Origin of the sequence: Streptomyces sp. NPDC088194 (assembly GCF_040702025.1) — a bacterium.
In the GTDB taxonomy this organism is placed as follows: Bacteria; Actinomycetota; Actinomycetes; order Streptomycetales; family Streptomycetaceae; genus Actinacidiphila.
In genome coordinates this window covers 41654-55803 of sequence record NZ_JBFBIV010000021.1, presented here as the reverse complement: position 1 = coordinate 55803, position 14150 = coordinate 41654, and the positions used below count along the sequence as shown (strand labels likewise).

General features: G+C 72.7%; 9 protein-coding genes and 1 pseudogene. 7 read left to right on the top strand and 3 right to left on the bottom strand.

Going from position 1 to position 14150, the window contains the following annotated elements; all coding sequences use genetic code 11:
• Positions 1-79 precede the first annotated feature (79 nt).
• Positions 80-361, bottom strand: a pseudogene (locus AB0399_RS14050) (WhiB family transcriptional regulator); the annotation flags it as partial.
• Positions 362-875: 514 nt separating this feature from the next.
• On the opposite strand from AB0399_RS14050, the gene AB0399_RS14045 reads away from it, so the two are divergent.
• The 4 genes from AB0399_RS14045 to AB0399_RS14030 all read left to right on the top strand — a co-directional run bounded on the left by AB0399_RS14045 (position 876) and on the right by AB0399_RS14030 (position 5891).
• The gene (locus AB0399_RS14045) at positions 876-1487 is read left to right on the top strand and encodes a response regulator transcription factor (protein ID WP_003948568.1); all 612 of its coding nucleotides are present in this window, start codon (positions 876-878) and stop codon (positions 1485-1487) included.
• 632 nt (positions 1488-2119) lie between these two features.
• Entirely contained in the window at positions 2120-2737 is a 618-nt protein-coding gene (gene shbA / locus AB0399_RS14040; protein ID WP_328468178.1) for an RNA polymerase sigma factor ShbA, read from the top strand.
• A 352-nt stretch (positions 2738-3089) separates the two neighbouring features.
• Positions 3090-4589 carry an IMP dehydrogenase gene (gene guaB / locus AB0399_RS14035; RefSeq protein ID WP_329365728.1) on the top strand — a complete coding sequence of 500 codons (1500 nt, stop codon included), beginning with the start codon at positions 3090-3092 and terminating at the stop codon, positions 4587-4589.
• Between the two features lie 180 nt (positions 4590-4769).
• A complete protein-coding gene (locus AB0399_RS14030) occupies positions 4770-5891 on the top strand; it encodes a GuaB3 family IMP dehydrogenase-related protein (RefSeq protein ID WP_329365726.1) in 1122 nt (373 codons plus the stop codon).
• 129 nt (positions 5892-6020) lie between these two features.
• Here the strand turns inward: AB0399_RS14030 and AB0399_RS14025 are convergent, their stop codons facing one another.
• Positions 6021-6674, bottom strand: coding sequence for a hypothetical protein (locus AB0399_RS14025; RefSeq protein WP_366411449.1), 654 nt, complete (start codon positions 6672-6674; stop codon positions 6021-6023).
• A 193-nt stretch (positions 6675-6867) separates the two neighbouring features.
• Positions 6868-8154 carry a nucleotide sugar dehydrogenase gene (locus AB0399_RS14020; protein WP_366411448.1) on the bottom strand — a complete coding sequence of 429 codons (1287 nt, stop codon included), beginning with the start codon at positions 8152-8154 and terminating at the stop codon, positions 6868-6870.
• Positions 8155-8480: 326 nt separating this feature from the next.
• On the opposite strand from AB0399_RS14020, the gene AB0399_RS14015 reads away from it, so the two are divergent.
• From AB0399_RS14015 to AB0399_RS14005, 3 genes are all read left to right on the top strand, one after another.
• A complete protein-coding gene (locus AB0399_RS14015) occupies positions 8481-10187 on the top strand; it encodes a glycerol-3-phosphate dehydrogenase/oxidase (protein WP_366411447.1) in 1707 nt (568 codons plus the stop codon).
• 60 nt (positions 10188-10247) lie between these two features.
• Positions 10248-12020: a serine/threonine-protein kinase gene (locus tag AB0399_RS14010; protein ID WP_366411446.1), complete on the top strand. Its 1773-nt coding sequence runs from the start codon at positions 10248-10250 to the stop codon at positions 12018-12020.
• 181 nt (positions 12021-12201) lie between these two features.
• Entirely contained in the window at positions 12202-14058 is a 1857-nt protein-coding gene (locus AB0399_RS14005; RefSeq protein ID WP_366411445.1) for a serine/threonine-protein kinase, read from the top strand.
• The last annotated feature ends 92 nt before the right edge of the window (positions 14059-14150 follow it).

The following is a 14150-nucleotide window of genomic DNA, read 5'->3' as shown; positions in this document are numbered from 1 at the left end:
CGGCGTAGCGCTCGTACCGCTTGCGCTCGCGGTCCCGCTCACGTTCGCGCTCGCGTTCGTCGTCGTCCCGGTCGTTGGCGCGGTGGCGCGAGCGGCCCATCATGGCCTCGCGCTCGTCCTCGGTGAGCCCGCCCCACACTCCGTACGGCTCGCGTACGGCCAGTGCGTGGGTGGCGCACTCCGCGCGGACCGGGCAGCGCATGCACACCTCCTTGGCGGCGGCCTCGCGCGCGCTGCGGGCAGCGCCGCGCTCGCCCTCGGGGTGGAAGAACAGCGAGCTGTCGACGCCGCGGCAGGCGGCGACGAGCTGCCAGTCCCATAGGTCCGCGTTCGGGCCGGGAAGGCGGGAGAAGTCTGCCATTGCTCATCCCCTCGAAGCGTGGGTGACGGCCTGGGAGGTCGGCTTCGCTCAGCCGTACGTCCGACCGTACATCTACTGTCGTAGTAGATGTAAATATGACTCATCGCCAATCTAGCGGCGATTACCCCACGCACCAGAAAAGAGCCGCCAAACAGTGCAAATTCCGGCATAAGACCCGTTTGGCAGAATTCGCGAACCCGATCGCTGCGCCGCGCGGGTGGCGCGTCACCCCTCGCGCGGCTGAACCAGGCCGCCCGTCACCTCGGAAATCACGGCCGCCTCGCCCATCTGACCTGCGACATGGTCGATCCGTACACGCATGATCACGTAGAGTGCACACGACTGCGATCCGACGTCGTAACTCTTTCGGGTGAGGGTCGTTGAGTGTGGCGGAAGCGGTTGGCGGGATCACGTGATTCGGGCACTTGCCCGAGCCGTCAGCCCCAACGGTGAAGATTCGTACTTCGTACAGCCTGGAGGCACAAGTGACGCGGTTCAGCTGCGGAGGGCGGTCATGACTTCCGTCCTCGTCTGCGACGACTCCCCGCTCGCCCGAGAGGCCCTGCGCCGCGCGGTGGCCACCGTGCCCGGCGTCGAGCGCGTTACCACCGCGGCCAACGGCGAGGAAGTCCTCCGCCGCTGGGGTGCCGACCGCTCGGACCTCATCCTGATGGATGTCCGCATGCCCGGCCTCGGCGGCGTGGAGACGGTACGGCGGCTGCTGTCCGCCGACCCCGGCGCCCGCATCATCATGCTCACCGTCGCCGAGGACCTGGACGGGGTGGCGCTCGCCGTGGCGGCCGGCGCCCGCGGCTACCTGCACAAGGACGCCTCGCGCGCCGAACTGCGGGCCACCGTCACCCAGGCGCTCGCCGACCCGACCTGGCGGCTCGCCCCGCGCCGGCTGCGCTCGGCCGAGATGGGCGCCGCGCCCACCCTGACCGCCCGCGAGATCCAGGTGCTCGAAGGGATGAGCCACGGCCGCTCCAACGCGGAGATCGGCCGCGAGCTGTTCCTGTCCGAGGACACCGTCAAGACGCACGCCCGGCGGCTGTTCAAGAAGCTCGGTGCCTCCGACCGGGCGCACGCGGTCGCCCTCGGCTTCCGCTGGGGCCTGGTCCGTTAGGGCCGTGTCCCGGTGGGTGTCGGCGGGTCCATTCGGTCGCCCGGACCCCCGGCCGACCTCGGCGAACTCCCGTGGAACTGCCGCGGGAACGCCGGGAAGTCACCGGCGGGTCCTCGGTTTCCCGGGGGAGGACGCATGCTTGACGTATGGACTTCCTCGGGGATCGGTGGGGGCCGGGTATGGCGGAGATGACGGCGGCGGGCGCGCGAGCGCGGCCGTCCGTGCCCGCTCCCGGTGTGAACGGCGGGCCTGACGCCGTGCGGAGCGCGCCTTCCGGTGCGGCTTCCGCGGCTTCGGCAGCCTCGGCTGCTCCGGCGGTGCCGGGCGCCGTGCCAGGCGCGCGGTCGTCCGTTGCCGCGCGCGGCACTTCGTCCGGGGCGCCGTCCGCGGCGCGGTCCGGAACCGGGTCCCCGGCAGGGGCCGGAACCGGGGCCGGAACGGGCGTCGCGACCGGCGTCGCGACCGGCGTCGCAACTGGCGTCGCGACCGGGTCCGATGCCGCGGGCGACTCCGTCCCGGAGGCCGGGTCGGGGGCTCCGTCGGATGCCCTGCCGGGCGGACCGCATAACGCTTCGGTGCAGAAGTACGGCCGCGATGCGGCGAATCGTCCGGTGGCGAGGCACCATGGGGGGATGCGTGACGACGACCCCCCGGCCATCGGTGCCCTCGTTCGTCGCGCGGTCGACGGGGATCAGCGGGCCACCCACGACCTGCTCGCCGCCGTTCACCCCCTCGCTGAGCGCTACTGCCGGACCAGGCTGTCCCGTCTGCCCGGTGACGCGCGGCACTTCGTGGACGACCTCGCCCAGGAGGTCTGCCTCGCGGTGCTGTGCGCGCTGCCCCGCTACCGCGACCTCGGCCGCCCGTTCGAGGCGTTCGTCGTATCGATCGCCGCGCACAAGATCGCCGACCTCCAGCGGGCCGCGATGCGCGGCCCCGGCGCCGCGGTGCCGTCCGACGAGATGCCGGAGAAGCCGGACGACTCGCTCGGGCCCGAGGAGCGCGCGCTGCTCAACAGCGACGCGGCGTGGGCCCGCAAGCTGCTCGCCCGCCTCCCCGACCACCTGCGCGAGCTGGTGCTGCTGCGGGTCGCGGTGGGCCTGAGCGCGGAGGAGACCGGGCAGGTGCTGGGCATGTCGCCGGGTGCCGTCCGGGTCGCCCAGCACCGCGCGCTCAGCCGGCTGCGGGCGATCGCGGAGGAGTCCGGCGCGGTGTCGGCCGAGACGGACGCGTCGGGCCTGAGCGCGTAGCCGTTCCGGGTACAGCGGTCTGAGCGGGTTCAGCGGTTCCGGGGCCGACCGGCGGTCCGGGAGGGTCGTTCGGGTTGAGTCGTTCCCGGGGTGAGTTCCCGGGTCGGTCGTTCCCGCTCACGCGTTCCGGGGGCGTTCGTTGCCGCTCCCGCGTTCCGGGGCGGCCGTCCGCGGGCGGCTGTTCGCGGGGAGCCGCCGTTCCGGGGCCGGGGCGCCCGCGTCCCCGGGCGGTGCGGGCGACGCGCGGGGGTGGCGAAGCCGACAGACCGGGCGGCTCCGGGCGGTCAGGGGAATAGCGGCAAAGCCACTACCATTGAACAACTCGCCGGGCAAGACCATTCGGGAAGGTGTCATGTCGCTGAACGCCGACGGAGTAGCCGAGAAGTTCGCCACGCTCGGGCTCACCTACGACGATGTGCTGCTGCTCCCGGGGGCGTCCTCGGTGCTGCCGCACCAGGTGGACACCTCCTCCCTGATCTCGCGGAACGTCCGGGTCAACATCCCGCTGCTCTCCGCCGCGATGGACAAGGTCACCGAGGCGCGGATGGCGATCGCGATGGCCCGCCAGGGCGGCGTCGGCGTGCTGCACCGCAACCTTTCGGTCGAGGACCAGGTCAGCCAGGTCGACCTGGTCAAGCGCTCCGAGTCCGGCATGGTCACCGACCCGATCACGGTCCGGCCCGACGCCACCCTCGGCGAGGCCGACGCGCTGTGCGGCCGGTTCCGGATCAGCGGCGTGCCGGTCACCGACGAGGCCGGGCGGCTGCTCGGCATCGTCACCAACCGCGACATGGCCTTCGAGTCCGACCGCAACCGCCAGGTCCGCGAGGTCATGACCCCGATGCCGCTGGTCACCGGCAAGGTCGGCATCTCCGGCACCGACGCGATGGCGCTGCTGCGCCGGCACAAGATCGAGAAGCTGCCGCTGGTCGACGACGAGGGCCGGCTCAAGGGCCTGATCACCGTCAAGGACTTCGTCAAGGCCGAGCAGTATCCGCACGCCGCCAAGGACGCCGAGGGCCGGCTGCTGGTCGGCGCGGCCGTCGGCGCCAGCCCCGAGGCGCTCGACCGGGCCCAGGCGCTGGCCGCCGCCGGCGTCGACTTCCTGGTGGTCGACACCTCCCACGGCCACAACAGCAACGCGCTGGACTGGATGGCGAAGATCAAGTCCAGCGTCCAGGTCGACGTGGTCGGCGGCAACATCGCCACCCGCGACGGCGCCAAGGCGCTGCTCGACGCGGGCGTCGACGGTGTCAAGGTCGGTGTCGGCCCCGGCTCGATCTGCACCACCCGGGTGGTGGCCGGCATCGGTGTGCCCCAGGTCACGGCGATCTACGAGGCGGCGCAGGTCTGCATCGACGCCGGTGTCCCGGTGATCGGCGACGGCGGCCTGCAGTACAGCGGCGACATCGGCAAGGCGCTGGCCGCGGGCGCGAGCAGCGTCATGCTCGGCAGCCTGCTGGCCGGGTGCGAGGAGTCGCCCGGGGAGCTGCTGTTCATCAACGGCAAGCAGTTCAAGTCCTACCGCGGGATGGGCTCGCTCGGCGCGATGCAGTCGCGCGGGCAGGCCCGGTCGTACTCCAAGGACCGTTACTTCCAGGCCGACGTCTCCTCCGACGACAAGCTCGTTCCCGAGGGGGTCGAGGGGCAGGTCGCCTACCGCGGTCCCCTCTCGGCGGTCCTCCACCAACTGGTCGGCGGGCTGCGGCAGACCATGGGGTACGTCGGCGCGGCGGGCATCGCCGAGATGGAGTCCAAGGGGAAGTTCGTCCGTATCACGGCCGCGGGGCTCAAGGAGTCCCACCCGCACGACATCCAGATGACCGTCGAGGCCCCCAACTACCACGGCTGAACCCGGACGGGACCGCCCGGGTCGCCTGGTTGCCGATCTGCCCGGACCTTGCGGTCCGCGGGTGGCTTGTCGCGCAGTTCCCCGCGCCCCTGGATCACTGCGGCTGCTTCCGGGGCAGGCAACCCACCCGGGGGGACCCGTCATACTGGGCTGCGCAGGACGTACAGAGAGGCGTAGGACGTGACTGAGATCGAGATCGGGCGGGGCAAGCGGGGCCGCAGGGCGTATGCGTTCGACGACATCGCCGTGGTGCCCAGCCGGCGGACCCGGGACCCCAAGGAGGTCTCGATCGCGTGGCAGATCGACGCCTACCGGTTCGAGCTGCCGTTCCTGGCCGCGCCGATGGACTCGGTGGTCTCCCCCGAGACGGCGATCCGGATCGGCAACCTGGGCGGCCTCGGGGTGCTGAACCTGGAAGGGCTGTGGACGAGGTACGAGGACCCGGAGCCGCTGCTCGCGGAGATCGCCGAGGTCGACGACTCCCGGGCCACCGCGCGGCTCCAGGAGATCTACGCCGCGCCGATCCGCGAGGAGCTGATCGGCCAGCGAATCAAGGAGGTGCGCGACGCCGGGGTGACCACGGCGGCGGCGCTGTCGCCGCAGCGTACGGCGCAGTTCTCCAAGGCCGTGGTGGACGCGGGCGTCGACCTGTTCGTGATCCGCGGCACCACGGTGTCGGCCGAGCACGTCAGCGGGTCGCACGAGCCGCTGAACCTGAAGCAGTTCATCTACGAGCTGGACGTGCCGGTGATCGTCGGCGGCTGCGCCACGTACACCGCGGCGCTGCACCTGATGCGGACCGGGGCCGCGGGCGTGCTGGTCGGCTTCGGCGGCGGGGCCGCGCACACCACGCGGAACGTGCTGGGCATCCAGGTGCCGATGGCGACCGCCGTCGCGGACGTCTCGGCGGCCCGCCGGGACTACATGGACGAGTCCGGCGGCCGGTACGTACACGTCATCGCGGACGGCGGCTTCGGCGCGAGCGGCGACCTGCCCAAGGCGATCGCGTGCGGCGCGGACGCGGTGATGATGGGCTCCCCGCTGGCCCGCGCCACCGACGCGCCCGGCCGCGGCTTCCACTGGGGCATGGAGGCGGTCAACACCGAACTGCCGCGCGGCAAGCGGATGAACCTCGGCACCGCCGGGACCACCCAGGACATCCTGCTCGGCCCGTCGCACGCCCCTGACGGCTCGATGAACTTCTTCGGCGCCCTGCGCCGCTCGATGGCCACCACCGGGTACTCGGACCTGAAGGAGTTCCAGCGCGTCGAGGTCACCGTGTCGCCGACCCACCACCGCTGAGGCCGGGAGCACCGGAACCGGAGCACCGGAACCGGAGCACCGGAGCCGGAGCCCCCGACCGGGAGCACACGAAGGGGCCCGTACCGCGTCCGCGCGGTACGGGCCCCTTCGTCATGCGGTGGTGGCGGCTCAGCTTTCGCCCATCCGCTTGGCCAGGCCGAAGGCGGCGAGCGCGGCGAAGATCAGGAAGAAGACCCGCATCGCGCCGAAGTCCGACTTCCACGCCTTGAAGAGGGTGCCGAAGTGGTGGAAGAGCAACTGGCTGACGGAGAGGTCCCCGCCCTGCTGGCTGATGTAGTGGCTGATGACCAGCGCGCCGCCGAAGATCTCGCCGAACATCACCGAGAGCAGCGCGAGCACGATCGCCACGAACGGCAGCGCGAGGTTGCGGCCGCCGACCTTGCCCATCGCGACGCCGATCAGCGCGCCGACCGCGAGCGCCGCGTAGCGGAACTCGACCGTGGTGCCGTCGCTCTTGGCCATGGCGCGCAGCAGCCCGCCGTAGGCGAGCGCCGCGACGATGGCGACCACGACGCCGGCCACGATGCCCAGGCCCACGTTGTCGCGGTGCTGGGCGACCGCCGGCGGCGGGTAGGCGTTCGGGTTGAAGGCGGGTGCGGCCTGCGGAGCGCCGTACGGGTTCTGCGGCTGGTTCTGCGGCTGGTTCTGCGGCTGGCCGTACGGGCTCCCGGCCGGCGGCTGGCCGTAGGGGCTGCCGGGCGGCTTCGGGGCGAACGGGTTCTGGCCGGACGGCTGTTGCGGAGGTGGGAAGTTGGCGCTCACGAAAGGTTCCCCCGGGGACGGAAGCGGGTATCGCACAAGGTTGCGCAGGTGCGAAACAGTGACGCCGAAATCTAGCAGGGGGGGATGACAATCGGACAAGATGCTTCATCTGCTCGTTACAGGACCACGACAAGTGTGCGCAACCTCCGCCCCACAGGACCCTGTTGTCCCGTCCCGGGCCCGGGCCCGGGGCCTACAGCCGGGCCGCCGCTCCCGCGGGGGTCGCGCCCCTGGTGTCCAGCAGGAGTTGGGCCTTGACCGCCAGCCCCTGGAGGTCGTAGGTGCGGTGGTGCTGGAGCAGCAGCGTCAGGTCGGCGTCGGCGGCGGCCTCCCACAGCGAGTCGGCGCGCGGCACCGGATGGTCGAGAACGCGCCACTGCGGCACGTACGGGTCGTGGTAGCAGAGTTGGGCGCCCAGTTCCATCAGCCGGGTGCCGATCTCCCGGGCCGGCGCGCCCTCCTGGTCGGCGAGGTCCGCCTTGTAGGTGACACCGAGCAGCAGCACCCGGGCGCCGCGCAGCGACTTGCCGTGCTCGTTGAGCAGGGCCGCGGCGCGCTGCACCACGTAGCGCGGCATGCGGCCGTTGACCTCCTGGGCGAGTTCGACCATGCGCAGCGGGTGGCCGGGGGTGCGCGGGCGGCCGGTGCCGCCGCCGGTGCCGGTGGCGAAGTGCGGTGCCGCGTTGGGGTCGAGGGGCACCGCGTGGCCGCCGACGCCGGGGCCCGGGCGGAACGCCTGGAAGCCGAACGGCTTGGTCTCCGCGCAGCGGATCACGTCCCACAGGTCGACGCCGAGGTCGTGGCAGTAGACCGCCATCTCGTTGGCGAAGGCGATGTTGACGTGCCGGTAGTTGGTCTCCAGCAGCTTGACCGCCTCGGCCTCGCGCGGGCCGCGGGCGCGTACCACCCGCTCGCTCAGCCGGCTGTAGAAGGCGGCGGCCGCCTCGGTGCAGGCGGGGGTGAGGCCGCCGACCACCTTGGGGATGTGGGAGAGCGGGAAGTCGCGGTTGCCGGGGTCGAGCCGGCCGGGGGAGTAGGCGAGGTGGAAGTCGCGGCCGGCCCGCAGCCCGCCGGCCTCGATCAGCGGCCGCAGGTACTCCTCGGTGGTGCCCGGGTGCACCGCCGACTCCAGGACGACGGTGGTGTGCGGGCGCAGGTGCCCGGCGAGCGCGCGGGCGGCGGCGGCGACCGCGGTCAGGTCCAGCGCGTGGTCCTCGCCGAGCGGGGTAGGAGCGCAGATCACAGCGGTTCTGACCCGGCCGAGCACCGCGGGGTCGCTGGTCGCGCGGAAGCCGCCGGCCAGCATCCGGCGCAGTTCGGCCGCGGCCAGGGTGCCCGGCGGCACCCGGCCGGCGTTGATGTCGGCCACGACGGCCGGATCGGGGTCGTAGCCGATGGTGCCGATACCGGCGGCGGTGGCCGCCTGCGCGAGGGGGAGACCGGTATGGCCCAGTCCGAGTACGGCGAGGTCTGCGGGCATCGTTGCGGGTCCTCTCCCTGGAGCCGACCCTCGGTGAGACACACAAAGAGGCTCACAGATGGTTTTAAAACAGGCTAACCAGACAAATCACTGATATGACCACACGGCGCGCCGGGCAGCGCTGGCCGGTCGGCGCGGGTGCGGTCACTATCGAGAGGGAGCGGGTAGGTACGCGGCGGCCCGGTCCGACCGCGCCACCAGCCGCGGAACGCGCTGTGGCGGCGACGCCACGGCACCGATCGGCAGGCGGCAGCGCGACACCGCGCGACAGCGAGCGACACCGAGACACCGAGCGACACCGCAGCGACGCAGTCACGGAGGCACGGATGCGTACGACATCACTCGGCCCGGCGGAAAGGGCCCAGGCTCTCGCCCGGATGGCCGAGCACGAACTGGACATCCTGGTCGTGGGCGGCGGCGTGGTCGGCGCGGGCACCGCGCTGGACGCCGCCACCCGCGGCCTGTCGGTGGGCCTGGTCGAGGCCCGCGACTGGGCGTCCGGCACGTCGAGCCGGTCGAGCAAGCTCATCCACGGCGGCCTGCGCTATCTGGAGATGCTGGACTTCGCCCTGGTCAGAGAGGCGCTGAAGGAGCGCGGCCTGCTGCTGGAACGGCTGGCCCCGCACCTGGTCAGGCCGGTGCCGTTCCTCTACCCGCTCCAGCACAAGGGCTGGGAGCGGCTCTACGCGGGCTCCGGCGTGGCGCTCTACGACGCGATGTCGATCTCCTCCGGGCACGGCCGCGGCCTGCCCGTCCACCGCCACCTCAGCCGCAAGCACGCGCTGCGGATCGCGCCCGCGCTGCGCAAGGACGCCCTGGTCGGCGCCCTGCAGTACTACGACGCCCAGGTCGACGACGCCCGCCTGGTGATGACGCTGGTGCGCACCGCGGCGTCGTACGGCGCGGTGGTGGCCAACCAGGCCCGCGTGGTCGGGTTCCTGCGCGAGGGCGAGCGGGTGGTCGGCGCCCGGGTCGAGGACCTGGAGGCCGGCGGCGAGTACGAGGTCAGGGCCCGTCAGGTGGTCAACGCGACCGGGGTGTTCACCGACGACACGCAGGCCCTGATCGGCGAGCGCGGCCAGTTCCACGTCCGCGCCTCCAAGGGCATCCACCTGGTCGTGCCGAAGGACCGCATCCACTCCAGCACCGGGCTGATCCTGCGGACCGAGAAGAGCGTGCTCTTCGTCATCCCGTGGGGCCGGCACTGGATCGTGGGCACCACCGACACCGACTGGGACCTGGACAAGTCGCACCCGGCCGCCTCCAGCGCCGACATCGACTACCTGCTCGAACACGTCAACTCGGTGCTCGCCACCCCGCTGACCAGGGACGACGTCCAGGGCGTGTACGCGGGCCTGCGGCCGCTGCTGGCCGGCGAGTCCGACGCGACCAGCAAGCTGTCCCGCGAGCACACCGTCGCCCACCCGCTGCCGGGCCTGGTGGTGGTGGCCGGCGGCAAGTACACCACCTACCGGGTGATGGCCAAGGACGCGGTGGACGAGGCCGTGCACGGCCTGGACCGCAAGGTGGCCGGCTGCTGCACCGAGGAGGTGCCGCTGCTCGGCGCCGAGGGCTACCAGGCGCTGTGGAACGGCCGGGCCCGCACCGCCGCCCGTACCGGCGTGCACGTCGCCCGGGTGGAGCACCTGCTCAACCGGTACGGCACGCTCGCCGAGGAGGTGCTGGCGCTGATCGACGAGGACCCCTCACTCGGCGAACCGCTGCCCGCCGCCGACGACTACCTGCGCGCCGAGATCGTCTACGCGGCCCAGAGCGAGGGTGCCCGTCACCTGGAGGACGTGCTGACCCGCAGAACGCGTATCTCGATCGAGACCTTCGACCGCGGCACCGGAAGCGCGCGCCCCGCCGCGGAGTTGATGGCACCCGTGCTGGGCTGGGACCAGGCGCAGATCGACAAGGAAGTCGAGTACTACGAGAAGCGGGTCGAGGCCGAGCGCGAGTCGCAGCTCCAGCCCGATGACCAGACCGCGGACGCCGCTCGGTTGGGCGCGCCCGATATCGTGCCTCTCTAGGCGCCAAGTTCGCCTGGGCGCAAGACGGGAGGCGCCCGCGGGGGACCGGAAGGGCACGACATGAATGGGGCCGGACACGGCGACGAAGGGCGGCTCGTCGCGGGCCGCTACCGGCTGCTCGAACGCATCGGCCGGGGTGGGATGGGCACGGTGTGGCTGGCCGAGGACGAACTCCTCGGCCGGCGGGTCGCGGTGAAGAAGCTGCACCCGCCGCAACCGCACATGGACGACGAGGAGATGGCCACCCTCTTCGAGCGCACCAGACGCGAGGCCCGGGCCGCCGCGCGGATCAGCCATCCCAACGTGGTGGTCGTGCACGACGTGGTCGACGACGCCGGGCTGCCGTCGATAGTGATGGAGTACGTCCCCTCGGTCACCCTGGGCGAACGGCTCAAGGCGCAGGGCCCGTTGGAGCCGGCCGAGGCCGCCCGGGTGGGCCGCGGCATGGTCGCCGCGCTGCGCGCCGCCCACCGCGCCGGGGTGCTGCACCGCGACGTGAAGCCCGGCAACGTGCTGCTCGGCGAGGACTCCCGGATCGTCCTCACCGACTTCGGCATCGCCCAGGCGTCCGGCACCTCGACCCTCACCCGCACCGGCGAACTCATCGGCTCCATCGACTTCCTGAGCCCGGAGCGGATACGCGGCGTCCTGCCCGGGCCCGAGTCGGACCTGTGGGCGCTGGGCGCGACCCTGTACCAGGCGGTCGAGGGCATCTCGCCGTTCCGCCGCCCCACCGCGATCGAGACCGCGTACGCCATCGCCGAGGAGCCGCTCGAACCGCCGGGCAAGGCCGGGGTGCTCGCCGACCTCATCGCCGGACTGCTCGTCAGGGACCCGCAGCAGCGGCTGTCGGCCGAGGATGCCGAGCGGATGCTGCGGCTGCCGGCCGCGGAGACGGACACCGCGGAGGTGGAGCGCGAGCGGTTCGGCGCCGAGCAGTCGCCCCGCACCGGGACCACCGTCGTCACACCGCTGGGCACGGCCACGGCGGCGGGCCCGCAGCAGGGCGCGGACGCCGCTCAGGAGCACCCTGGCGGTGCTGCGGGAGCCGCGGGCGGCCCGGGGACGGCGCCCGGCCCGGGGGAGCCCGAGCCGGGCGGGCAGGGCCGGGACGACGACACACCGCGGAGCCCGCAGCACAGCGACTCGCTCGCCTCCCACCGGTCGGGCACCGCCCCGCGCCGCCGGCGCCGCGCCCTGCCGTGGATCGCGGCCGTCGCCGTGGCCGCCCTGGCCGCCGGCGGCGCGCTGTACGCCGTCCACCGCTCCCACAGCGGCGGCGCGGACGACTCCGCCGTCGGCAGTCCGACACCGACCGCTCCGACCAGCGCCCCGGCTCCCACCACGGCCCCCGCGCCGACCACACCGCCGCCGCCGAAGCTCCCGGCCGGCTACCGGCTCGCCACGGAGCAGCACGACGGCTACGACTACTCCTTGCCCGTGCCCGAGGGGTGGACCAGGTCCACGCCGAACGGCAGCGACGAGGTCGACTGGCTCACCGCCGACGGGCTGGTCGGGCTGAAGGTCAACGCGCTGCCGTTCGGCAGCACCGACCCCCTGGAGCACTTCGAGGAACTGGAACCGCAGACCGAGAAGCAGGTCGACGGCTACCACCGCAAGCGGATGGACCGCACCCTGGTCCTCGGCGAGCGGGCCGCGCTGTGGGAGTTCACCTTCAAGGGCAAGATCCGCGACTGGCACGCCATCGACATGGGCTTCGGCAAGCCGGGCGGCACCGAGTACGCGATCTACCTGTCGGCCCCCGAGGCCCAATGGCAGCAGTGGCTACCGGTGTTCAACAACGCCGTCGCCGGATTCCGGGCCAAGGACTGACCTGCGGGGTTCGCAAGCACCTTCCCCGTTCGGGGATGATGGGTAGCCGAACCGCCCGACAACCGCCGCCGGTGAAGCCGTTGGCGGCTGCCGCCATCCGGCACGCGCGCAGGCGAGCACCGGTGCGCGCCGCCACCCCGGGAACCAGGCACCCACCCGGAAGACACGACAGAGGGATTCCATGAGCGAGGACGAAGGTACCGACGGACGCCTGCTCGCCGACCGGTACCGCCTCGGTGGCGTGCTCGGCAAGGGCGGCATGGGCACCGTGTGGCGCGCGGTCGACGAGACGCTCGGCCGCAGCGTCGCCGTGAAGGAGCTGCGCTTCCCCGGCAACGTGGACGAGGACGAGAAGCGCCGGCTGGTCACCCGCACCCTGCGCGAGGCGAAGGCCACCGCGCGCATCCGCAACACCGGCGCCATCACGGTCTTCGACGTCGTCAAGGAGGACGACCGGCCGTGGATCGTCATGGAGCTGGTCGAGGGCCGCTCGCTGGCCGACGCGATCCGTGAGGACGGGCCGCTCTCCGCCCGGCGCACCGCGGAGATCGGCCTGGTGCTGCTCGACGTGCTCAAGGCGGCGCACGCGGAGGGCATCCTGCACCGCGACGTGAAGCCGTCCAACGTGCTGCTCGCGGAGACCGGCGACGACGAGGAGGGCCGGGCCTCGGGCAGCGGGCGGGTCGTGCTCGGCGACTTCGGCATCGCGCTGATCGACGGTGACCCGTCGGTGACGTCCACCGGCATGCTCGTCGGCGCGCCGTCGTACATCTCGCCCGAGCGGGCCCGCGGCCAGAAGCCCGGCCCGCCCGCCGACCTGTGGTCGCTCGGCGCGCTGCTGTACGCCTCCGTCGAGGGCCACCCGCCCTACGACAAGGGCTCCGCGATCGCCACCCTCACCGCGGTGATGACCGAGCCGGTCGGGCCGATGCGCAACGCCGGGCCGCTCGCCGAGGCGATCAACGGGCTGCTGGTCAAGGACCCGGACCGGCGGCTGGACGACGCGGGTGCGCGGCGGCTGCTCAACGCCGTGGTGAACGCCCCGGAAGAGCCGGTCGAGCCGGCCGCCGACCCGACCAGCGTGATGCCGATGCCGTCGGTGCCACCCACCGTGGGTACCGCGATCGACCCCCAGCCCGTGCCGACGGACGCGCCGCCCGCCGCCCGCAAGGCCGCGATCGACCAGGCCAGGGCACGCGAGGCGCTGCGCGCGCTGCGCAAGGCGACCGACCGGAAGGTGCCCGCGGGAGCGGGAGCGGGTGCGGCGGCCCCGGCCGGACCGGCGCGCGCGCCGCTGAGCGACGTGGTGCCGCGCCGCACCATGGTGATCGTCATCGCCTTGGTGGTGCTGGCGCTGCTGGGCACCGTGATAGGCATCGCGATAGCCAACTCCGGTGGCGGCGACGGCAAGAGCGGCAAGGGCGCGTCCGGCGGCGGCGCGCCGAGCACCTCCGCCCAGGGCACCGACGAGAACGCGGCCAAGGAGAAGGGCCAGAGCCAGGACCCCGACGGCGCGGCCGGGTCGCCCAGCACGGCCGGCACGGCCGCCTCCACCACCCCGCCGGCCTCCGGGTCCGGCACCGACGCCCTCCCCCAGGGCTGGCACACCTTCAAGGACTCCGAGGGCTTCTCGATCGCGCTCCCCGCGGGGTGGAAGCGGGTCGGCGACGACGGCTACGGCGTCGGCTCGCGCTTCAAGGGCAGCGGCGGCGAGAACCTGCTGGTGGACTGGACCCACAGCCCGGGCAAGAGCGCCCTGCACAACTGGCAGGTCTCGGCGGCCGCCGCGCCCGGGCAGATGAAGAACTACCACCAGATCAAGGTGGCTTCCGCGGACTACCGTGACTACGACGCCGCCGACTGGGAATACACCCGGCAGCAGAACGGCAAGGCCGTACATGTCCTGAACCGCGGCATGGTGACGGACAAGAAGCACGGCTACGCCCTGATGTACACCACCCCGGCCGGCGCGTGGGGCAGCGACGTGAACCAGCACAGGCTCACGACCTTCTTCAGTACCTTCAAACCGGCCAAGTAGGCGGGGCGAAGCACGTAAGGTGAGTGCGTGTGGACTGTCCGCAGCCGGATACGGACCGACTCGCCGTCGGAAGTGTCCGGACCTGAAAGGGC

Coding starts and splice junctions, on each gene's coding strand:
- AB0399_RS14045 (WP_003948568.1), top strand. CDS start 876: ATGACTTCCGTCCTCGTCTGCGACGACTCCCCGCTCGCCCGAGAGGCC.
- shbA (WP_328468178.1), top strand. CDS start 2,120: ATGCGTGACGACGACCCCCCGGCCATCGGTGCCCTCGTTCGTCGCGCG.
- guaB (WP_329365728.1), top strand. CDS start 3,090: ATGTCGCTGAACGCCGACGGAGTAGCCGAGAAGTTCGCCACGCTCGGG.
- AB0399_RS14020 (WP_366411448.1), bottom strand. CDS start 8,154: ATGCCCGCAGACCTCGCCGTACTCGGACTGGGCCATACCGGTCTCCCC.
- AB0399_RS14015 (WP_366411447.1), top strand. CDS start 8,481: ATGCGTACGACATCACTCGGCCCGGCGGAAAGGGCCCAGGCTCTCGCC.
- AB0399_RS14010 (WP_366411446.1), top strand. CDS start 10,248: ATGAATGGGGCCGGACACGGCGACGAAGGGCGGCTCGTCGCGGGCCGC.
- AB0399_RS14005 (WP_366411445.1), top strand. CDS start 12,202: ATGAGCGAGGACGAAGGTACCGACGGACGCCTGCTCGCCGACCGGTAC.